Genomic DNA, 23,238 nt, shown 5'->3' on the forward strand with positions numbered 1-23,238 from the left:
AAAAATTTTCGCTAAAATTTAAACAGGCTCTTAAGTGCTAACTTAAAATTAGTTTTTCTATCAATAATGTGAATCAAGATCACAGGCGCGAAGCGTATGTGAAGAATGACTTGAAAAAACCAGACCTTCATAACCGCAGGCGAGCGAAGCGTTGCCTGTGGTTATGAAGGTCTGGTTCTGTTGGCTGAAAGGCAGGACAAAGTTAAGACCGACTTCCTTATATTATTTCTTCTTTCCCCAATATGTTTTTGAAGGAGTGTATCCGGCATACACAATGGTCGCTTTACGCGGACTGGCTTCCCAATCTACTTCGCGTTGCAGGTATAGTTCTACGCCATTCGCCGTAAGTATCTGGTTCGTTTCATCATAACTCCAGGTGCCTCCTTTCCATGTACCGGCTGTAATCTTATGGTCGGCACTCAGGGTCATCATATTCGCAGGTCTCTGCTCTCCATAACGATAAGAAAGGTCGATGTGTTCCCAATTGCCCACAAGCTCACTCTCTTTTATTTCGACCTTCGGAACATTCCCGTAACGTTCTGGCATTACCAACGGCCAGCCATCTGAAGTCCAGCGGATACTGCGCACATGCCCCATCATAATGGCGTTACTTGCATTTATACCCGAAACATTATTCGGAAAACGACCTTGTGAAGCATAGAACCAGTTACCGGCGCCATCGTCGAACACGGCGCAATGTGAAATCCCTACCCAGCCATGACCTTCCGAGAATTTGTACGGATGAGTAACGACAGGTAAGATATCCCCTCCTTCGGTAACGTTTTTACCATCGATGCCTATATATGGGCCATTGATATTGGCAGAACGCGCCACACGGGTATTGTAAGCTACCGAAAGTTCATCGTAGGCAACGAACAGATAGTAATAGCCTGTTTTGGCATTATATATTATTTCCGGAGCTTCCGAACCTTGCCAGCGGCCATTGTCTCTTGTTTCTATCAAAGAGCCATAGCCCGAAGCATCGGTAATATCCCACGGCGCAGCCAACCGGGTAAGCGGCAACCCTGTTTGAGCATCAACCTGCAAGGTAACGATGCCGCTGTGCCACGAACCGTATGTAAGCCAATGCTGCCCTTCCTTCGTAACAGTATAGGTAGGGTCGATCGCGTTGTATTTAAAATAAGCGAACCAATCGGAAGTAGAAGTGCGCGCCCATCCATCCATCGCCTTATCAGAAGACGAGCAGATTATAAAGCCTTTATCTTCCCATGTATTACTTGCAGGGTCTGATGTTTCCATCATACCTATAAAGGCGCGTTCTGTCCACGAATTATCAAAGTTGGCTGCCGTATTGGCCGCGCCTGTCTTGATGTAGTTGTCTACCACTATACTGTAATACATGCGGTACTTGCCATTGCCCAGATTGCGGGCTACAGGAGCCCAATAGCCGTAGCTGGGATTGTCTATAGCGGCAAGTCCCTGTGTAGCACGGTACTCGTTGAGCTTGGTTTTTACCCAAGCGGGTGCGGCGGACATTGTAGCGCCAAGGTATTCCCAGTTGACAAGATCTTTGGAACGGCGGGCATGAAAATGTCCGTGTCCGTCATGCGCGTTGCCATACGACGCATCGGTCTGATACATGTAGTAATAGCCATCATTGGCCTTCATTACAGTAGGGTCATGTACATTGGCCAGATTCCACTGGCTACGTTGTGCCCAACCGGCTATTCCTGTATAATTGTCAACATACTCGGGAGCCTTATAGTTAGCCAGTTCGTCATTTTCGGTAAGGCCGGGAGTAGTGAACGATGTTTCCGCCGAGTAAACAGTAGATTCATTATGTACCATAGCGAATGCCTTTACATAATAGGTCGTACCTGCCGACAGGTTGGTCAATTCTCCCCGAATATCCATACCGCTGCCGCTAACTTCGAGTATTTGCTTAAAAACATCTACATTCGGTTCGGTGGAGTAACAGAATCCCTTCTTTGTAACATTTTGGTTTTCTCCTTTGTAAGAAGAAGACAATGTGACACTGTTATATGTGAGGTTAGCATAACTAACACTCATAACAGAAACAGGGGTACTTCCCCCGTCACTATTGTCGTCGCTGCATGCCCAACCGAGCATGCAGAACAACAATATAATTATTTTTATTTTATTCATGATGTAAAGATATCCATATTTCTTTATTCCGAACCAGTATCGTCCGTTTCCGCATCATCCGTTCCGCTAGTTTCCCATCCCGGATTTTGTCCAAGGTTAGGAGCCCGCTTCACTTCGTCGGCAGGAATAGGGAAATGATAATTCTTCGGATTGTTAAACACCCTCGAATTTACTGTTTCCGCCAAGCCAAATGTATACACCGGAGCACTTTCCGTACCGGTAATATGTACGCCATACAGGTTTAATAATTGGTTGTAATATGGTTTTGATTTCTCATTGGCAAGAGTTACACCTTCAAACAGTTTCCAGCGACGTGAGTCTACAAAGCGATGGTCTTCGAAACCGAGTTCGATACGGCGCTCGTTGCGGATACGTTCGCGAAGCTGATCCTGAGTCATACCGGAGTAAGCAGGCATCCCCGCACGCGCACGCAACTCATTCACATACTGGCGGGCATTGTCAGCGCCTTCCGCTTCATTAACAGCTTCCGCCGCGTTCAACAAGATTTCTCCATAACGGAATATAATCCATGAATGAGGGAAAGTCGCAGGTTCTTTACACGAAATATTATTTACATATTTCTTCAGGTAATAACCGGTGTACGTACCACCCATAGATGAAGAATAATCAATACCCTTGTCGGTCTCGGATGTATAGCGCATATCTATAGCCCGTTGTTCTTCCTTGTCGGCGCGCCCCCACACCATTCCCTGATAAAAGATGGTCTGTGCCAGACGCGGGTCGCGGTCTTTATACGGATTGGAAGCATCGTATCCTGAACCTGCTTCATCTATACGCTTACCATTCTTCATCTCATAAGCATCTACGAAATTCTGGGTAGGATTGGTACGCCCGGCAGCGGAGAAGCTACCTGTAAAGCCTACAGGCATGAATACATGTTCTATCTGATTGGTATTCCATACCGAACGCGCTAAAATAAGTTCGTTATTATAGACCGGATTCGCAGTAAAGCATTCATAATAGTCGTTAGCCGTATTGCCTGTACTATACAGTTTGTAAGGGCTGCTTTGCTGTTGATTTCTCGAAATAAAATCTTTAGCCGCCTGTGCCGCGCTGGCCCACAACGCTTTGTCGCCCGAAGAATTGTACAGAGGCGATGCGCGGTACAACAATGCTCTCGACTTCAGGGCATAAGCTACGGCTCCGTTTACACGTCCCCAGTTACTTGTTTCGTTGGAGTAACGGAAAGGCAGAACATCTTTTACCTTGTCACACTCGGCAGCCACCCATGCCAGTACTTCAGCGGCCTTAGTACGCGGCTGATTCATTGCCGCAGGATCTGAAAGATCGAAAACGACAGGAACGCCATTTTCGTCATCGCCAATAAGCGGAGCATCGCCAAACCAACATACGAGATCGAAATGGAAAAGCGCACGCAACAGCCGTGCCTCAGCACAATAGCGGTCGTAGAGCTTATTATCATCCCCATCCCTTTCATAATTGCCAACAACTGACACTTTCGCGTTTTTCAGAAATTGGTTACACTTACGGATACCATAGGTATTTGTATTCCAGAATCCTAACAATGGATGGTTAGCCGCAGTATAGCCATCACTACCAATCTTGGTATAATAATGCAACCCCCATGAAGTAACGGCATTATCAGTCATACAGTCGCGTGAGGCTCCTGTAAACTGGGTGTCGCCCAAAGGAGCAAATCCATCCGGTAAGTTGGTATATATATTCGCCAAAAAACCGCGGGTAAGAGCTTCGTTCCCGAAAGTCTTTTCTTCGGATAATGAAGAGTCGAACTCCTTATCCAGATAATCGCTGCAGGCGAATCCTCCCAGAAGGAGAATCGCTGCTGCAATATATATTGATATTTTTTTCATACTTGTTATTGTTTTTCAGGTTAAAATTCAATATTTACACCCACTGAAAACGATTTGGTCTTAGGATACGCCCAAATGTAGTTTGTAGGGTTTTCAGGATCGAACCCTTTAGGCAGATGGCTCCATGTATGCAAATTGTATCCGCTGAAGTATACACGGCACTTGGTCATGCTCAATTTGGATATCAACTTCAACGGAAGTGAATAACCTATTTCTACATTACGCAGCGACAGGAAATCTCCGTTTACTACCCATATATCAGATTCATTGTACGGATAGTTGCGGTCTATGTCACTAAATGAAGTAGACAGGCGAGGATATTTCGCATTTATGTTTCGCGGATCGGTAGGATCGTCAGTGTAATAACCCCATGTATTGGTTACTGCATGCGTACTTGTTCCGCCCCAGCCAAAGCCGTAGTCCATATTCTCACGGGTAGGCACACTTCTGTTCAGGTAAGCCGTCAGTATAACACGGGCATCGATACCTTTCCACGAAACGCCTAAACGTACACTAGGTATCAGTTCGGGAACAGCTATGCCATATCTGTCGGCAGCCGCATCCAGTGCCGTAGCCGCATATCCTGTGGCTACCTTATCATAATCATTGATGATACGGTCGCCATTGGTATCCTGAAATATTGCATTACCCAACTTATACTGTCCGGCAGCGCTATATGGATATTTCCACGGATTATCTATCGCATCCTGATGGCTTGTAGGAATCCTGGACTCATCGCTTGCCCATTCTTTAAATCTCAAAAGGAATGACTGGTCGATACGTTGTCCGGTGCGCGCCTGATAATCATAGTCTGGGGGTAGTTCATCCATTTCGGTAATCTTATTGGTGTTGTAAGTCAACATACCATCGATGAAATATTCAAAGTTTCCAACCTTATTCTGGTGCCCGAGTGTAATTTCAGTACCTTTTGTTTCTACTTTCCCGTATGAGTCCCGTGGAGCTGCAATACCAAACATGGTAGGAATGGTAGAGCGGTTTACCAATATATTAGAACGCCATTCTTTAAAGACATCTACCGAACCATAGATTTTCTTGTTCCATATATCAAAGTCAACCCCCAAGTTGAGCATATCTGACAGCTCCCATTTTATATTGCTGTTTCCGGCAGTAGACTCATAGGCTCCCGAGACAACCGATTGCGATGTACCGAAATTGTATCCTCCTCCTTCAGCAAAGCTGCTCTGGTATGGATACCGGCTTCCACCGATCACCGCCTGACCTGCCCGGCCGTAAGACGCGCGGAGTTTCAGTAATTTTACCGGAGAATCTTTCAGCCACGATTCTTCAGACATTACCCAACCCGCCGAAACTCCGGGGAATGTACCATAACGCTCGCCTTCGGCAAAGTTGTCGCTACCCATGTGCGAAATATTACCGGAAAGGATATATCGGTTATCATAGATATATGACGCCATACCATTGAAGGACAGGTAACGGTTCGATGAGTTCTGCCCGCGAACTACATTCTGGTACGAGCGGATAAAGGCCTGCGCATTTACGGCATGTTTACCGAAAGTGCGGCTATATTCAAGACCTCCGTTCATATTGATATTGTAATAATAATCGCGCGGCGAAGTCGTAGCATTCGGCAATGCCATATAGGTACGCATACGCTGATATGTATAGTCCGATACATCGTTTACGTTGTCCATGAAATTATAGTAATATACATTGACGTCGGCCACCTGTGTTTTCTGGAATGTTTCATACGAGTCGAAGCTGAATGTCATTTTAGCTTTCAATCCCGGAACCAAACTGCCCAAATCTCCGGTAGCAGTAATAGTGGAATACAAGTTACGACGTCGATTTTGAGTAATACCGCGTCCGGCTATCTGAGCCGCGCCGTTCTTGCTGTCACTACTGGTTGGCATGAAAAATTCTCCGTTAGGTGTGAATACCGGATAAATCGGTAAGTTTTCGCCTGCTCCCCATGTGAATATATTCCACATATCGATACCCGGCTGGGTGATATTGTCGATACGTCCACCCAAATCCAGTGATACATTCAGAAACTTGTTTACATCTATATCCACATTAGAACGCAGGTTGAAACGGTTCAGCTTCATCTGTGTGCTGTATCCTTCATCGTTCCACTCTGTCCACTTAGAATCGAAAAGACCTTCCTGACGGAGATAAGAAAATGAAACAAAGTATCTGGCACGGTCATTGCCGCCACTTACCGAAAAGTTGGTACGCATCTGCGGAGCTAAATCGCGCAACATAACATCATGCCAGTTGGTGTTGAAATATTTATACTTTGCCATTCCTTCCAGTGTCTCCCCATTGGATACCCTGCGGTAATATTCCAAATCGGTAGCCGAGAATTCAGGGGAGCGTCCATCCAGATAAGCCGCCTGGTTACGGGTCAAGGCATAGTTGTATGAGTTTTGAGACTCCGGAATGCCGGCAGATGTCTGATAGCCAAACTCCTGAGTAAAGCTGATTTTTGTTTTTCCGGCTTTACCGCGCTTTGTAGTAACCAAGATAGCCCCATTGGCACCACGCATACCATATATGGCTGTAGCCGCAGCGTCTTTCACTATGGTGATAGATTCTATCGGATAAGCATCGAGGAATGAGAGGTCGCGTTCCACGTTATCTACAATAACAAGCGGGCTGCGCGCATTCAGGGAGTAATTCATCGTTCTAGGTCCACGGATATACATGTATGTCTCACTCCATCCCGGTTCCGACTGGGCCTCATAGGTTTGCACCCCGGTCACAGTGGAAGTAAAAGCATTCTGTAATACAGTTATCGGATGTTTTTCAAGTTCTTCTCCCGTAACTACCGAAGTAGACGCGGTTACAAACTTTTTCGGCAACTGAGTGAACGGCAGCGGCGCCATTGCAGCATACGGGTCATTATCCGCCGACAATACGATTTTAAAATCCTGATCGAAATCGGCAGGTATCGTCTCCGATTTATAACCTATACAGGCTGCATATATATCGTCAGTGCTTATTACATTCTTCAACGTGAAGTTACCCTCATTATCTGTGATAACGATACGGCTCTCTTCTACCACGTTAACAATAGCCCCGACTATAGGTTTACCCTCTGAATCGACAACGCGTCCCTGCAACGTTCTTCCATCTTGCGCCCATGCAGTACCAGTCAGTATCAGGGCTGCTACCAGCAGGAAGTGTTTAAATCCTGCCCCTATATTTTTACGTTTTATTTTCATAATGCGTTCAATGATTTATTCCCAACCCGGGTTATTTTCTATGTTTGTTTTCCATACTTCAGTTTCAGGGATAGGATAGAGATACATCTTTGTATCGAACACCCTGTTCTGTACCACCTTGCGGGTATAGGTAAGTTGATTACCGTCTCTAGCTATATCCATCCCGTATATTGGCCGTGCCAATGCTTCTACAGCCACATTCCAGCGCCGTACGTCCCAGGCGCGATGGTCTTCGAAGGCCAGTTCGATAGTACGTTCCTTGCGGATAAAGTTGCGTAATGCCTCTTTATTCTGTAAGTCGGCACGGTCGGCCAGCTTAGCTGTCATCCCTACACGGTCGCGTATTTGCTGCAATGCGTCGAACACCTCAGGGCCGGGGCCATTCGCTTCATTCATTGCTTCGGCATAGTTCAGCAGTATTTCAGCATAACGGATGAATATCCAGTTGCGATAGCTGCTACCTGTATGATTGTTGTTCAGGACTTGCTCGGGCATATATTTGCGCATATAATAGCCTGTAGGCGTAGCGTTTGCGTTACCTACCGGGTTGTCCCTTTGTCCCTTTATCACATTGATAACCCCATTGCCCCAGCTAGACCCGTTGAAGAGGACAGACGCCGCCAAACGAGGGTCACGGTTGCTATACGGATCGCTGTCGCTATATCCGCTGGCAGAATTGATAGCAGGAACAGCAGTGCCATTATACACAGGCGCGCCCGTTTTGTCGTATGTAGTAAATGGAGATAAGCCATTGGCCATATCGTACATATCCACCAGATTCTGTGACGGGCAGCAACCGCCCATACCTCCTTCGCCTACCGGAGTATCATAATAAACTGTAGACCATGATATTTTAAGGTCATTGCGCCAGAAGATTACTTCGTTGTTGCTTTCATCGTGCGCATTTTTCAGAATAGCGTTTGCATAACATGCTTTCGGGTCTGCGTCTCCTACATAAAGGCCATACCCGCTCCCATAATCAGCGATGAAGCTACCCGCAGCATCGGCCGCAGCCTGCCATGTAATACCCGACTGGGCGCTAAAACGGTCACTTGCCATATATAGTTTGATGCGTGAAGCCAAGGCTCTTGCCATCGCTTTGCAAATACGTCCTTTCTGGTCTATAGCAAGCGGATTATCCATCAGATTAGGCTCACATTCGGCAAGTTCCTGCAACACCCAGTCTATATATGTTTTCAGGTCGGGGCGCGTAGTATATCCGCTCAACAGGTCTCCATCCGGATCGAGAACTTCTTTTACCAATGGAACAGTACCATATCGCAGGAACATTTCCCAATAGAAGAAAGCCCTCATAAAACGTGATTCTGCCATGTAGTTTGCTTTATCAATGGCGAACTGCTCGTTAGAAAGGTCAGTCGCTTTAGGCACATCTTCGATACGTTCGAGAAGCATGTTACACTTGCGTATCCCTCTGTAATAATGTTCCCATGTGCCGGTTAGCTCGTTGGAAGCGGAAGTCGCGTAATAGTTACCAATATTGAAACTGGTGCGCGTACCGTAGGCAAAACTCGTATGAGCCAGATCGGTAGCGGCATCCATCCATGTATAGTTTACACGTCCGGCTCCGTTCCGTAAAAAGTTATATGTATCGTAGTGGAATGCCTTGAGGGTAGTCCAATCACTGAATACCTCTTCTTCGGTAAGTTCATTGCTCGGATCTTTTTCGAGAAAGTCGCCAAATGCATCCTCACACGATGTTACTGCCGTTCCCATCAATATAAGAACTAAAGCATATATTATTGTCTTTTTCATATTTTATCTATTAGAATTTGACGTTTACACCAAAGTTTACAGTTTTCATGATCGGATAGCGGTTCGAACCCTGGCTTTCAGGGTCGGTAAGACCATCCAGCTTGTCCCAGGTAACGAGGTTGTTCGCGTTGATATACAAGCGGCACTCATTCATGTAAAACTTCTTGATAAACTGAAGAGGAAGAGAGTAACTCAATTCGATATTCTTCAAACGGATGAACTTTCCGTTTTTGAGGAAGAATGAGTTAGCACGCTGATTGTGGTCGCCATTGCTATCGTAGTGAAGCAACGGATAGGTTGCCGTACGCAGGTTCTGATCTTCGGAAAGAGCCGGATCCCAGCGTCCAAGATGGTGTTCTTTTACTTTACCGCCATTTACAAAGGCGAATTGTGCTTCCGCATCATAATAACGGGATACATGATCTACCCCCTGAAACATCACACTAAGGCCAATACCCTTGTATTCAAGGCCTAAAGAAAGTGAATACGTGTTTTCAGGAATATTGCTATATCCGATGAAAGTCATATCCCTGTCGTCAATAAAGCCATCTCCATTCATATCCTTGTATTTCAGGTCACCCACCTGCACATTTCCATAAGTTGAAACCGGGAAATTAGGGTCAGCCAGATCGGCGGAGGTAACAAAGCCATCACTTATCAGCCCGAAGTATTGTTCGATCGGATGCCCTTCCTGTTTACGGTATGCAGGTGTTCCGTCCGGTTCGTCGCGGCTGATGATTTCGTTACGCGCATGGGAGAAATTGAATCCGACATTATAGAACAGGTCTTTCCCTATTTTGTGATTATGCTTCAATTCTATTTCATAACCCGCATTCTTAGTCTTACCCAGATTTCCGGCAGCCATATTTACCCCTACCCATTGCGGACGGGTAAGATATTGCGTAAGGATGTCTTTGCGGCTTTCGTGGAAAATATCGACATTACCGCTCAGTAATCCGTTCCATAGACCAAATTCAAGACCTAGATTGTATTTTTTTGCACGTTCCCATGTCACAGCATAGTTCGGATACTGGCTTTCGTATATACCTGTATTGCCCGTGGTACCAAAATAATAGTCGTTGCTAACCTGTGTCCATACAGCCTGATATAAGAAACGTTGTTGTATATTATTTACCTTGTAGATATCATTACCCACTTCCCCGTACGATCCACGTATCTTAAGGTTGGTCAGCCAATCCTGCGTCTTTTCCATAAACTTCTCGTTGGTAACACGCCATCCGAGAGAGAAGGCAGGGAAAAATCCGAAACGGTTACCTTTCTTAAAGTTTTCCGAACCATTGTATCCGATATTTACCTCAGCGAGATAACGGTCGTCATATCCATAAGTTCCACGGGCGGCAATACCCTGATAACGTTTTGCCAGATCGGCCTGATAACGGTAATCATTCTGGCTATAGATCAGCATACCTGTAACATCGTGCTTACCGAACTTGCGGGCATAATTTAACTGAGCCTCCATATAGAGTTTATACGTAGTAGTTTGGTTATCACCCGCATAAGCTAATTCAGTATCAGTATTAAATTTATTATAAGCATCTATAGACTGATAATTGTTACGGTCATTCAATTCGTAAGTAGCAAAACCGGATCTGAATAATCGCATGTAATACGCATCGTAGTCAAACGAGACCATCGCTCTGGCCGAAAGGCCTTTAGTCAACCAGTCCATTTTGTAGTTAGCGATAAAGTTGGTTTCGTTTATTGTATTAGTCGCACGGTAGAAACCACCTTTGGCTAGCCGTCCTACAATATTGTTCTGATACTGTGAGCTACCTCCATAAAGCGTTTGACGCTCTTCGCCCTCTCCTACACTGTACGAGGTAGGGAATATCCATCCCGGAGTATGGTTGAGTTCGTAATACACTTCGCTGAAAGCCCCGTCACGCCTTTCATCTGTGTTAGGCCCGTTACGCTCTTCGAAACGTGTACCGAAATTAACCGACAGTGTCAGATCTCGTGTCATGATAAAGTCCAGATTGGCACGGAACGCGTAACGGTTGTAACTCGAATTCGATTTGTTTCCGTACTGGTCTAGGCTAAAGTTGCGGAACAGTCCATCCTGATGATAATATTCTGCCGAAGCAAAATAGTTCAGACGTTTGGTACCTCCCTGTATATTTACGTTGTATCGCTGCGCGGGAGCTGTATTTTTCAATACTGTATCGTACCAGTCAACATTCGGATACAACATTGCATCGAGTCCGCTCAACTGTCCGGCAGACGATTTCCTGTACATCTCCAGATCAGCGGCCGAGTACTGCGAAGCGAGCCCGTCATTGGCCAAAGCTTCTTCGAGTAATGAAACCGAGTTGTAGGAATTCAGGTATGTATTTTTCCTTGTAGGCGACTGGTACTGCCAGTTAGCAGTCAGGCTCACCACAGGCTTTTGTTCCATCCGGCCACGTTTTGTAGTAATCAATATAACACCGTTGGCTCCACGCACACCATACACCGCAGTAGCAGAAGCATCTTTCAGGGTATTGATACTTTCGATATCATCGGGGGCAATCTGCGAAAAAGCACGTTCAACCCCGTCTACCATAATCAGTGGCTGGTTATCTCCGGCAAAAGAAGCCCTACCACGAATAAATATCTGCACATCGTCAGCACCCGGAGCACCGGATGTCTGAGAAGTAATAACTCCCGGAATTTTTCCGGCTATAGCCTGAGAAATATTAGCGGCAGGCGATTTCAATAACTCTTTAGACGAGAGTGTAGAAATGGCACCGATCACACTTTCTTTCTTCTGCTCACCGTAGCCTACCACAACTACCTCGCCGAGCATTTCCGAGTCTTCTTCGAGAATAACACGGAAGCGGGTTTCGCTACCTACCGGAATTTCCTGCGTCTGGAAACCTAAATAACGTATTATCAAGACGGCGTTGGCAGGGACAGAGAGCTGGAAGTCTCCGTTCTCATCTGTTATAGTGCCCACTGTAGGAGCATCTTTCACTACTACACTGGCTCCGATAATTTCTTCCCCTTTACTATCTGACACGTGTCCCGAAACCTGCTTGGATTGCGCCCACGCGCTTTGTCCGGCGAATATCAAGGCAACCACCAGCAGCAATCGCAGGAGCAAATTGCTCCGCGAGGCTTTTTCTTTTGTTCGTTTATTTTTCATACGATACTAATTTATTTTTTGGACTGTATGAAACCCGCATGTCTTTTGTCCCTCATATTTGTCATACATACATCAAAAGACATGCGTTGTTTCATCAGAAGTGTTTAATTATTCGATAGCAGACCAGAACGGATAGTAACCTACCGCACGCATATCCAAGCTAGCTAACTCTACAGTGAGGAACATACCGATTTCGGAAGTTGTAATCCCCTGATAGTAGAATGTATAATCTTCCAGTTCTTCGCCTTCGGCGGTAGTAACCTTAGCCGTCATATCCAGACGGTCGCCGCTACGTGTCAGTATTATCTTACAGGTTGCACCTTTCATCTGTCCCACATAGGTATCCCAGTTATAGCTTGCAGAGATATTGTCTCCTGTATAGCTGCCATCTCCCCATCCGAAGGCATCGGCACGCAATACGAAATATTCGGCATAGCCTACTTCGTCCCTGTTCTTACCATTGGTAAGGACTAATAACCAGTTGTTCCAGTTGGCGCCATTGTTATTGTTGTTGATGAAGGTGTATACAAACGGATAAGTGGTGTAAGCATCCGATATTTTCGAGAAATCGGAGAAGGATGACCACCATCCGGCACTACAGTCTGCAGGACCCACCAGATAAGAACCGGGCGTATATGATTCTCCGATAAACACAGCTTCCGGATCGATTTTCAGGTAAGAACCCTCGCAAGTAAGGAATGTACCGATAGATTCGGCCACATCGCCCTCATAGTAGTATGTGTATGTGTAAACTGTACCATTAGTTGCGGTTACTACAGCTTTCATATCTATACGGTTATCTGTACGTTTCACAGTTAAGTCAACATAAGCGCCTTGCATATCGGTAGTAAAGCTGCCATCGTCGAAGTTGAAGTTGTGAGAGATATTGTCTCCGTTATAGTTGCCATCTCCCCATCCGAAAGCATCGGCACGCATTACGAAGTATTCGGCATAGCCTGCTTCGTTCCTATCTTTACCATTGGTAGCTACCAATAGCCAGTTGTTCCAGTTGGCATTGCCATTGGTGTAGTTATAGAAACCGTAATGTGTAGTATTGTTGCCTTTCATCCTTACCAGATCGGAGAAAGCAGACCACCAACCGGTAGAGAAATCTTCATTACCTACGATAATATAATTCTTATTATCTACTTCGCCACCACCGTTATCGGGAACTCGTATCTGGGCATCGGTAATCTCATTACGATAAATGGTCAAGTCGTCGATCCACATCTCACTTGTCTGTACATCCGAGCCATAGCCAATATACAAATAAGGCAGAGACGCCATAGATTGTACGATTTTTGAACAATCGAAGCCAGTCTCGTTCCTGTCTATTTTTCTTTCCCCGTCTACATATACATAATATCCGCTATTCGTTACAGAAATCGCTACATAATGCCATTCGCCCGGTGTTATCATTCCGGTTTTTACAGATGCAGGATCATTGTAGCTATAAGTTCCATCCACGCCTTTGTAATTCAACCAGCCGTTGGCCGTAAAGAACATCCGTTGCGAAATATCCTCGTTACCGAAAGAGAAAATAGCCCCTTGCAAATCTTGTGACCCATCTTCAGCAACAGCCTGTTTATACCAGAATGTGAGCGAAACAGCACTCTGTACTTCCACGCTATTCAGCGGGTTGGCAATTCTTACATAGCCCCCATTAAGATGAAGCACGGTATCGCGCTCATTGTCTTCGATGAGTTCCGGTTTATTACCATCCGGATAAAGTAGATGTTCAAAGGTTTCGAATTCAAGTTCTTCGTCGAATGCATAAGTAGCCAGTTTTTCCAATGTCGGATATACCTGGTTACCGGCGGGCTCGTCCCACTCTCCCCATTCCTGACAAGAAGAAAAACAAATAACAGTGAATACAGTCAACAGTTTAAAAATGTTTTTCATTGTTAATATCCATTTAGTTAAACAATAATTTTTCAAAAAATATATATTAGAAAAAGGTATAAATCCCTTTATTTTACTTTTTTACCCCACAACGAATAACCCTTCGGTGTAAGCCCCGAAAAGAGTATAGTTTGTGTTTGATTTTCCCAGTCCTGTCCCATAAAGAGATGTACATTGGTAACCGTATCAGCTATGGTAATCATAAGCGTATTGTCCTGATATGCCCAGTTTCCGGTGAGTTCTCCCGTCAGCGTGAAATCTTTGTTCAAGGTCACTACTTTCGACATATTCACTTCCTTGTCTTTCAACTTGTTTTCGCCCCATAGTATCTGGCCGGCTTCCAGATTACGCTCCGGCTCATCTCCATGTATTTCTATTAGTTCCCAGTCGCCAAGCAGATAACCTTCCGACATGTCCTTTCGAGGTGTATCCGCATATCTTTCGGGCGAAACTACAGGCCATCCGTCTGCTGTCCAGTACATATCCCTCACATGCAAGTCCATCATGTGGTTATCCGGTTGCAGGCGTGCCTGATGTGCCATGTAGAAGCTTCCTTTGGCATCCTTGAATACGCAGCAATGTGCTGTACCAGCCCATCCCTGATGCCCCTTGAACTGGTAAGGATAGGTCAGAATAGGGTAATTGTCGGCCTCTTCACGCATATCATTTCCAAAGAAATCAACGAACGGGCCTTCCGGTTTGTCCGATCTGCCTACACGCACATTGTAAGTTGTCATCAACGGGTCATAAGAAACGAACAGGAAATATTTTTTCAGATCCTGATTATAGATAATTTCGGGTGCTTCTATATTGTTCTTCTTCCCATTGAAGCGGCGTGCGGTCAAATGTCCCTGATCTCCTTCCTTCAATGCCAGTCCTGTTTCGGGATTCAACTGAACACAATGTAAGCCTCCGAAGTAAGACCCGTAATGCATCCATTGTTCGCCATTATCGGGATTGGTAACGATACTCGGATCGATCGCGTTCATCACGTCCCCGGTCTTTGTTTTCACAACACAGCCTTTAAGTTCCCAAGGCCCTTCAGGGGAATGCGATTCTGCCAGTCCGATATACGATGTTTGTTTTGCGAAAGCCGACACGCTGTAGTACAGGCGATATTTGCCCTTATACTCCTGTATATACGGCGCCCAGATGTTAGTGGCTCCTACCCCGCCGCTCTGTTGCAATACCCAGGCTTTGGCTTCCTGTGGAATTTCTTTGAATGCCCATCCGGCAAATTCCCAATGCACTAAATCTTTCGATTTGCGCATCTGGATATATCCGAACGGTAAGCTGTCATTTTTGATTGCCGCGCTATCTTCCCTGAATATAGCATCGGTAGAGTACATATAGTATGTATCGCCTATCAGCAAACATGATGGGTCGTGTACATTGTATGTCCCCCATTGCTTGTAGTCTTTCATCCCGGATATAGCTTTATAGTCGTCAACCCAGGGGTTTTTGTGCTGTACCGGTTCGAAAGGTTGCTGTGAACAAGAGACAAAGAGTGCACAGCACCCCATAAATAAGGTGTTTAATAATGTTTTCATAATATACCGCAAGTGTGTGTAGTAAACGCTTTCCTTAATTAAGTTCTAATGTTACCAAAGACTTGGCCGGAATCTTCACGGTCACTGTTCCGTTTTTGAAGCTTGCATCCTTAAAATCTTTTAATATTACCTCATTAGGATTATCAAATGTATTGTGAGAATCGGTCTGAGACGCAGTGATTATGTTTCCTGAAATAAGTTTTCCGTTTTTCAAGTCTTTAAGGTTACATGTTATTTCCACAGACTGGTTAGGGTCTATATTCACAAAAGATATATGTATCTTCCCGCTTGCATCTTTTGACGCGGAAGCCGATACGGATTTTATTTCTTTACCCAGACGGCTATATACCGGGCTTGCTACGTCCACCGGCAGCATAGTCGCATCCTGATGTACTTTGTACATATCGAACACATGGTATGTAGGGGTCAGTAACATTTTATCGCCTTCGGTAAGGAATAAAGCCTGCAACACGTTTACCAACTGAGCGATATTCGCTATCTGTACCCTGTCGCAATGCTTGTGGAATATATTCAATATCGTTCCGGCCAGCAAAGCATCCCTCAGTGTGTTTTGTTGGTAAAGGAAACCCGGATTTGTTCCCGGTTCTACGTTGTACCATGCGCCCCACTCATCTACTATCATAGCTATTTTCTTTTCAGGATCGTATTTGTCCATGATCGCGGCATGCTTTGTTACTATTTCGTCCATTCTCATACCATGTTCCAGCAGTGAGAAGTAGTCGTCTTCATTGAATCCCAGTGCATTCCCTTTATTTTCCCATGCGTAAGTAAACGAATAGTTATGTACAGATACCCCCTTCATCATGTGATGAGGTATATTCTTCATCATTATTTCCATCCAGTGATAATCATCTACATTTGGCCCTCCGGCTATTTTATACAGACTGTTTTCACCATAGTTGCGGCAGTACGTAGCATAACGGCGATAGTTTTCGGCATAACCTTCGGCGGTCATATTCCCACCGCAACCCCAGTTTTCGTTACCCACTCCCCACAGGGAAACCTTCCAGGGTGTTTCACGGCCGTTTTTCTTGCGCAGGTTCGACATCGGGCTTTCACCATCGAATGTAATATACTCTACCCATTTAGACATTTCTTCTACTGTGCCGCTACCCATATTACCACAGATATAGGCTTCGGTTTCCAGAGCTTCGCACAGGTTAAGGAATTCGTGTGTACCAAAACTATTGTCTTCCACTACCCCACCCCAGTGTGTATTTACCATCTTCGGGCGTTCTGCTCTGGGGCCAATACCATCCATCCAGTGATACTCATCGGCAAAACAGCCTCCCGGCCAACGCAGGTTCGGTATTTTTATATATTTTAACGCATCGATAATATCTTTTCTAACACCATTAACATTTGGGATACTAGACTTTTCGCCAACCCATAGGCCATCGTAGATACAACGTCCCAGATGCTCGGAAAAATGACCGTAAATATGCTTGTTAATCCGGTATTTTCCCTGATCATTGTTTACAACGACTTCAGCCTTCTGCTGAGAAAAAGCCGTTATACATACAAATAGAGATAAATAAATCAATAAGTTTTTTTTCATGATATTTTAAGTTATAAGTTAAGCCTCCTAAATCCCCCAAAGGGGGACTTGGCAAAGCCGTATAAATGTTATGCTTATAAGAAACTGTTTAAATTTTTAATCAATTACTCTCTTTGTAAGCTCCCCCTTCGGGGAATTTAGGGGACACACCCCTTCGGATGTCATCTGTATCCTTTTTATAGTATTATCCGCATTATAGTAGAGGCGGTCTATACAGACCGAACGGCGGAAACTGCCACCCTGTGTAGGAATAGCACCGTTGTGGTATATAAAATACCACTGCCCCTTAAATTCTATTATAGCCTGATGGTTTGTATTGGAGTTTCCGGCAATTTCATTCAATATGCCTTTATATTCCCAAGGCCCGTTGATATTGCGGCTCATGGAATAACCGATTTTTTCGGGGAAGAACTGGGCGTATGACAGATAGTACCAGCCATTATGCTTATGTATCCACGGAGCCTCTGTAAAGTTCGGCAAATCTACCGTCATAACAGGGCCATCCAGTTCGGTCATATTTTCTTTCAGCTTGGCGTAATAGCATTGCGTATTGCCCCAAAACAGGTATGCCTGCCCGTCATCGTCTATCCAAACAGTAGGGTCGATATCGTCCCAGCCGATTTTTGTATATTCGGTAGTCATATCATTTGTAATTAAAGCTGACCCTCTGGCGTCTTTAAAAGGTCCGAGCGGATTATCTGCGACAGCTACACCTATAGCCTTACCTTGAATTGTACCATGTTCAACCGTCACATACCAATAAAACCTGCCATTGCGTTCGATAACCTGAGAAGCCCACGCTTCTCCTTTAGCCCACTTGAATTCGTCCGGACGAAGAGGCACTGAATGTTCTGTCCAATTAACCAAATCTTCGGAAGAGAACACCAGCCATTCGTTCAATACATAATGATTGTGTGGTGGAGGACACTCATCGTGCCCTGCATACAGATACACCTTATCATTATAAACCAATGCAGCAGGGTCAGCTGTATATTTATGTTTTATTATAGGATTGCCTTGTGCATAGAATACGGTATCTTGTATTGCACTATATAATAGTGAAGGAATGATTACGGATATGGATAAAAAAATAGATTTATAGATTTTCATGGTTAAATAGTTTTGTGTATATTCAATGTCTACAAACTTACATATAGGTTCATTTGGTTATTTTGTTCTACCGGTTCAGTTCTTGATTCCTACGGCAAATATATAAATGTATAAAGAATACACAGGTGGACATTTGACCATTTAAGGTGGACAAATGTATTTTAAGTGTAAAAAATACATTTTTAACAAAATATTTATATCTTTATCCCCACTATAAGTCTGAAACCATGAGAAGCATCATCTATACAATTATTTTCATTCTCTCATTGCTCCTTTTTCCGGGCCAACGGATCAAGTCACAGAATAATATTGCCTCCAGATATATCTTCAGTGTTATATCAATCAATGAAGGGCTGCCGCTGAATTTTGTAGACGATATTTATAAGGACAATCACGGCTTTATATGGATATCTACACAGGGAGGAGGATTGAGCCGCTACGATGGGTATGAATTTGTATCCTTCAATGTGAACAGTTTCCCATTTTCCCTTAAAAGCAACTTTATAAGGCAAACATGCGAGGACAATTTCGACAGGTTGTGGGTCGTATCCAATAACGGAATCAATATTATCGACCTGCCTACAATGAGTGAAAGCAAGATATCTAAGCAAAATGATATATTAGCAAAGGTACTGGATACAGCACCAAACAGAATATATAAGGATCTGAAAGGCTCGATATGGCTATTGACCACAGGTAAGATATACAAAATAAGCTTTGATGGCAAAGGCGACATACAGCGCATATCCACAACGCCGGACTCTCCCGGCTTTTCATTTACTACGATCAACGCAGTAGATGGGGAAACATGGGTAAGCAACGGTGGTTCTATCTTTCATATCACAGATAACCAAACGGATAACCTAAGACTGCAACCGATACAGGAAATACCATCTTTAGGTATAAATACATTCATTTCTACTATATTAAAAGACCGGGATAATATATGGATAGGCGCTGACAACGGCTTATACAAATACAACACAAAGAACCAAAATATAAAGCTCTATACTCATAACCCGAAAGATGAGACATCGATATCACAAAACATGGTGACGGAACTATGCATGACAAATGATGGCATACTGGTGGCAGGCACCCTCATGGGGTTAAACTTTTATGATCCGTCGTCCGATAGCTTTGAGCATATATCGCACTGTACAGATGAAAGCACACTGAATAACGATTTTGTAAATTCTATGCTGCCGGATGGCAACAACCTGTGGATAGGCACCGAAGCAGGCGGAATCAACAAAATGACAATCCGGAAACTGGCCATACAGAACTATACAAACGACCCGAATAACAGTAACAGTATATCGCCCAATCCGGTCAATGCCATATATGAAGATTGGAAAGGAGATCTCTGGGTAGGTACGGTCGAAGGTGGGCTCAACCTGAAACGAAAAGGCGAAAACCGTTTTATACATTATACTTCCGGTAACGGATTCCTCAGCCATAATTCTGTAAGCGCCCTCGAACAGGACAAAGACGGTCATCTGTGGGTAGGCACATGGGGAGGCGGTATCACTGTATTGGATATAAACAAACTACCGAATATACACAATAAATATACCGATGTGGAATTCAGCTATATCGGATTCCTGAGGTATGACTCCATCAACCACGGGATGTGGATCGGCACCAACCGGCAGATTTTCTTTTACGACATTCAAACAAACTCTATAAGAAACCCATTGCCTGAAAATATAGCCCGGAACATATTGGGTACATTAGGCTCTATGACAGACAATGACGATAAACTATGGATAGGGACATCCGAAGGCTTAATTGTTGTCGATCTCAAATCCTATAATCACTCCGGCGCACAATATAAGGCAGAATACTTAAAGCTGGACAACCAGAATATAACGCCGCTTTTCACGAAGAATATTACCTGCCTGTATCAGGCTAAAGACGGCTCAATATGGATGGGCAGTAATGGCTACGGAATGTGCAGGCTAATTAAATATCAGGATAAATATACAGCGCAATCATATACTACAGCGCAAGGACTGGCTAATAATACGGTTTTTGGACTTCTGGAAGATGAGCAAGGCCTGATATGGGCGAGTACAGGCAAGGGAATATCGAGTTATAATCCACAAACGGAAAGGTTTGTAAATTACACCAAAAACGATGGATTGCTCAACGACCAGTTTTACTGGAACGCCAGCTACAAGTCGCCCCGCAACGGAGATTTGTATTTCGGCAGCCTTGCGGGGCTTACCCTGATAAAAAGCAACCCGCAGGATAAAGAGCAAGAGCAGAAGAAGGTTACATTTACCAAATTGCAGATCCTGAATGAAACCGTATGGTTCAACGGAAAAGATTATATCAACAAAGATATTGCCTATACAAACCGTATTGATCTACACGAAAGGGACAAATCATTTTCAATCGAATTCTCCGCTTTGGATTATGACAATCCCACTACCGTAGCCTACTCGTACCGCTTGGTCGGCTTTGACGAGAAATGGATAGATGTGGAAGCCAACCGGAGATTTATCAGCTATACGAATCTGCAGCCCGGCACATACACATTGCAGGTAAGATGCATGTCGAAAGCCTATGACTGGTCGAATGACATAGCGGAACTGGAGATAGTCGTTCATCCTTTTTTCTATAAGACCAGCTGGTTTATAGGTATCTGCATATTATTAATAGTTATCCTCGCCGTACAGTTTTACAGATGGAGAATCACTTCTCTGAAAAAACAACGCGAAACGCTGCATAAAAAAGTCGAAGAGCGAACAAAAGAACTGGAGAACCAAAAGAAATTGCTCGAAGAACAAGCAATGGAACTCAAGCTGCAAAACAATATCTTATTCACCCAAAACGAAAAGATAACATCGCAGCGTAAGCAATTGATGGACATGTCGAAAAAGGTACAGGAGGCAATGGCCGACAGGATGTCTTTTTTCACAAATATTACCCATGAATTCCGTACTCCTATTACCCTTATTATAGGTCCGATAGACCGCGCCTTAAAGTTGAGCACAAACCCTAAAGTAATAGAACAATTACAATACGTAGCGCGAAACTCTAAGCACTTGCTGTCGCTGGTCAACCAGCTGATGGACTTCAGAAAGGTGGAATCGGACAGGATGAAGATAAGCCTTGCCACCGGAAACATACTAAACCTGATAAAAGAAATACTCACTCCGTTCGAGTCCCACGCCAACGAGCGAAACATAAGGATAATAGAGAAATACAGGATGGCACATCTTTATATAATGTTCGATGAGGAAGCGATCAGGAAACTTATTACCAACCTATTGTCCAACGCGATAAAGTTTACCCCCGACAACGGTTCCGTTACGTTATATATTTGTTCTTTTACAGACAGAAAGACAAACAATGAGAAACTATATATATGTGTACAAGATACCGGTTCGGGAATAAAAAAAGAAGATCTCAACCGTGTATTCAACAAGTTCTATCAGTCGAAAGGGAACGACAAATATGCTATTTACGGGCAAAGCGGTACAGGTATAGGATTATACTTGTGCAAAAGCATAGTGGAAATGCTTGGCGGTAAAATATATGCCAAAAACAATCCTACAACAGGAGCTTCGCTAAGGGTTATCCTGCCCATAATACGCGAAAATGTTCCTGAAACTGCGGCTTTGGAAGAGGAGGCAAATATTACATATTCCATTCCGGGGGTTTCTCTGCAAGAAACCTCTATGGAAAAAGGACAGAAATTAGTAATTCTTGTGGTTGAAGACAATACCGACATGCGAAAATATATATGTTCGGTATTAACCGACTACTATAAAGTAGAAGAGGCTGAAAACGGACAGGAAGCCCTAAAAATACTGAAATCAAAGACGGTAGACTTTATCATCAGCGACCTGATGATGCCCGTGATGGATGGACTGGAACTATCGCAAAAGGTAAAAGCCGACCTTTCGATATCGCATATCCCATTCCTGATGCTTACAGCGAAAACCTCTCTGGAAACACAGATAAGCAGCTATAAAATAGGAGTGGATGAGTTCTTACCCAAGCCATTCGAAGAAGAACTGCTGCTTACCCGGATAAACAATATACTCGAATCGCGTAAAACATACCAACGCAAGTTCAGCCTGGAAATGAATGTTGATGAACTGAACATATCCGAAGAATCGAACGATGATAAGTTCCTGCGTAAAGCTGTGGAAACGGTCAAAGCCAATTATAAGAACACATATTATGAGGTTAGTGATTTTATCGATGAAATGGGTGTCAGCAAAAGCCTTCTGAATAAGAAAATGCAAACCCTGACCGGACAATCGGCAGGTAATTTCATTCGCAATTACCGACTGAATATTGCCAAAGAATTAATAATCAAAAGTCAGGGCAGCATGAATATTTCCGAAGTTGCTTACGAGGTAGGGTTTAACGATCCCAAGTATTTTACCCGATGCTTTACAAAGCACTTCGGAGTAAGCCCAAGCATGGTAAATAAAAGTGACAACAGGGATTAATCTTACTTATTCATGTCAATCTGTAGTTGGAAGATATGTTTCATATAAACGTTCTTTAATTTTCTGCACAAAAACCATCATGGTTTAAACTTTTTAGCATTGGCTCATACTGCCGCGCCCTCCCGGGCTTGCCCTTCCTTTTGGCATTGCCCAAAAGGAAGCAAAAGGCTAGTGCTTCGTCCCTCGGCGACCCACCAACGGAACTTATGCACGGAGTTGCAACGCAATGTCAAGACAGAGGATAGCCCTCAATGTCATTAAGTTAAGTTTTTTCCTCTTTGTCATGCTGAGTGCTCATTATTTACCAATAAACCAAACGATAATGACGATAAAAATCTTTTCTTTGAAAAAAACTCATGGCAGTGTAGCACCAGTTCAACTAATGTTAATATACTTGCTGTTGAGTCTTGCTTCAAAGAAAGGTAGACCAAATATTGGTGATTCTCTTGATAAAAAGAATAATTCCCGGATGGTAGCATACTTGCATTTTATGCCTGTTTACTTCTTTGAGCCATGAGTTT

At 44.0% G+C, this 23,238-nt stretch carries 10 protein-coding genes; 1 reads left to right on the top strand and 9 read right to left on the bottom strand.

From position 1 onward, the window contains the following. Window positions 1-222: 222 nt before the first annotated feature. The 9 genes from D0T84_RS02275 to D0T84_RS02315 all read right to left on the bottom strand — a co-directional run bounded on the left by D0T84_RS02275 (window position 223) and on the right by D0T84_RS02315 (window position 18,245). Window positions 223-2,127 (bottom strand): arabinan endo-1,5-alpha-L-arabinosidase, encoded by a 1,905-nt coding sequence (locus D0T84_RS02275; RefSeq protein WP_163305503.1) that lies wholly within the window; start codon window positions 2,125-2,127, stop codon window positions 223-225. Window positions 2,128-2,150: 23 nt separating this feature from the next. Continuing rightward, window positions 2,151-3,980 (bottom strand): RagB/SusD family nutrient uptake outer membrane protein, encoded by a 1,830-nt coding sequence (locus D0T84_RS02280; RefSeq protein WP_163305506.1) that lies wholly within the window; start codon window positions 3,978-3,980, stop codon window positions 2,151-2,153. A 20-nt stretch (window positions 3,981-4,000) separates the two neighbouring features. After that, window positions 4,001-7,186, bottom strand: coding sequence for a TonB-dependent receptor (locus tag D0T84_RS02285; protein WP_163305510.1), 3,186 nt, complete (start codon window positions 7,184-7,186; stop codon window positions 4,001-4,003). 15 nt (window positions 7,187-7,201) lie between these two features. After that, window positions 7,202-8,959, bottom strand: coding sequence for a RagB/SusD family nutrient uptake outer membrane protein (locus D0T84_RS02290; protein WP_163305512.1), 1,758 nt, complete (start codon window positions 8,957-8,959; stop codon window positions 7,202-7,204). 10 nt (window positions 8,960-8,969) lie between these two features. Then, window positions 8,970-12,104: a TonB-dependent receptor gene (locus tag D0T84_RS02295; protein WP_163305514.1), complete on the bottom strand. Its 3,135-nt coding sequence runs from the start codon at window positions 12,102-12,104 to the stop codon at window positions 8,970-8,972. 108 nt (window positions 12,105-12,212) lie between these two features. Then, window positions 12,213-14,006: a LamG-like jellyroll fold domain-containing protein gene (locus tag D0T84_RS02300; RefSeq protein ID WP_163305516.1), complete on the bottom strand. Its 1,794-nt coding sequence runs from the start codon at window positions 14,004-14,006 to the stop codon at window positions 12,213-12,215. A gap of 68 nt (window positions 14,007-14,074) precedes the next feature. Continuing rightward, window positions 14,075-15,556 (bottom strand): arabinan endo-1,5-alpha-L-arabinosidase, encoded by a 1,482-nt coding sequence (locus tag D0T84_RS02305; RefSeq protein ID WP_163305518.1) that lies wholly within the window; start codon window positions 15,554-15,556, stop codon window positions 14,075-14,077. Between the two features lie 34 nt (window positions 15,557-15,590). After that, window positions 15,591-17,135, bottom strand: a complete 1,545-nt coding sequence (locus tag D0T84_RS02310) for an alpha-N-arabinofuranosidase (protein ID WP_163305520.1) — start codon at window positions 17,133-17,135, stop codon at window positions 15,591-15,593. Between the two features lie 96 nt (window positions 17,136-17,231). Beyond that, complete coding sequence (locus tag D0T84_RS02315; protein ID WP_163305523.1) at window positions 17,232-18,245, bottom strand: glycoside hydrolase family 43 protein; 1,014 nt, start codon at window positions 18,243-18,245, stop codon at window positions 17,232-17,234. 227 nt (window positions 18,246-18,472) lie between these two features. Between D0T84_RS02315 and D0T84_RS02320 the strand changes: the two genes are divergently transcribed. Further along, window positions 18,473-22,717 carry a two-component regulator propeller domain-containing protein gene (locus D0T84_RS02320; RefSeq protein WP_163305526.1) on the top strand — a complete coding sequence of 1,415 codons (4,245 nt, stop codon included), beginning with the start codon at window positions 18,473-18,475 and terminating at the stop codon, window positions 22,715-22,717. The last annotated feature ends 521 nt before the right edge of the window (window positions 22,718-23,238 follow it).

Origin of the sequence: Dysgonomonas sp. 521, assembly GCF_010501055.1 — a bacterium.
GTDB lineage: Bacteria > Bacteroidota > Bacteroidia > Bacteroidales > Dysgonomonadaceae > Dysgonomonas.

Excerpts from the sequence above, each read along its gene's own strand:
- D0T84_RS02275 (WP_163305503.1), bottom strand. The coding sequence starts at position 2,127 with ATGAATAAAATAAAAATAATTATATTGTTGTTCTGCATGCTCGGTTGG.
- D0T84_RS02280 (WP_163305506.1), bottom strand. The coding sequence starts at position 3,980 with ATGAAAAAAATATCAATATATATTGCAGCAGCGATTCTCCTTCTGGGA.
- D0T84_RS02320 (WP_163305526.1), top strand. The coding sequence starts at position 18,473 with ATGAGAAGCATCATCTATACAATTATTTTCATTCTCTCATTGCTCCTT.
- D0T84_RS02310 (WP_163305520.1), bottom strand. The coding sequence starts at position 17,135 with ATGAAAAAAAACTTATTGATTTATTTATCTCTATTTGTATGTATAACG.
- D0T84_RS02285 (WP_163305510.1), bottom strand. The coding sequence starts at position 7,186 with ATGAAAATAAAACGTAAAAATATAGGGGCAGGATTTAAACACTTCCTG.
- D0T84_RS02300 (WP_163305516.1), bottom strand. The coding sequence starts at position 14,006 with ATGAAAAACATTTTTAAACTGTTGACTGTATTCACTGTTATTTGTTTT.
- D0T84_RS02315 (WP_163305523.1), bottom strand. The coding sequence starts at position 18,245 with ATGAAAATCTATAAATCTATTTTTTTATCCATATCCGTAATCATTCCT.
- D0T84_RS02295 (WP_163305514.1), bottom strand. The coding sequence starts at position 12,104 with ATGAAAAATAAACGAACAAAAGAAAAAGCCTCGCGGAGCAATTTGCTC.
- D0T84_RS02290 (WP_163305512.1), bottom strand. The coding sequence starts at position 8,959 with ATGAAAAAGACAATAATATATGCTTTAGTTCTTATATTGATGGGAACG.
- D0T84_RS02305 (WP_163305518.1), bottom strand. The coding sequence starts at position 15,556 with ATGAAAACATTATTAAACACCTTATTTATGGGGTGCTGTGCACTCTTT.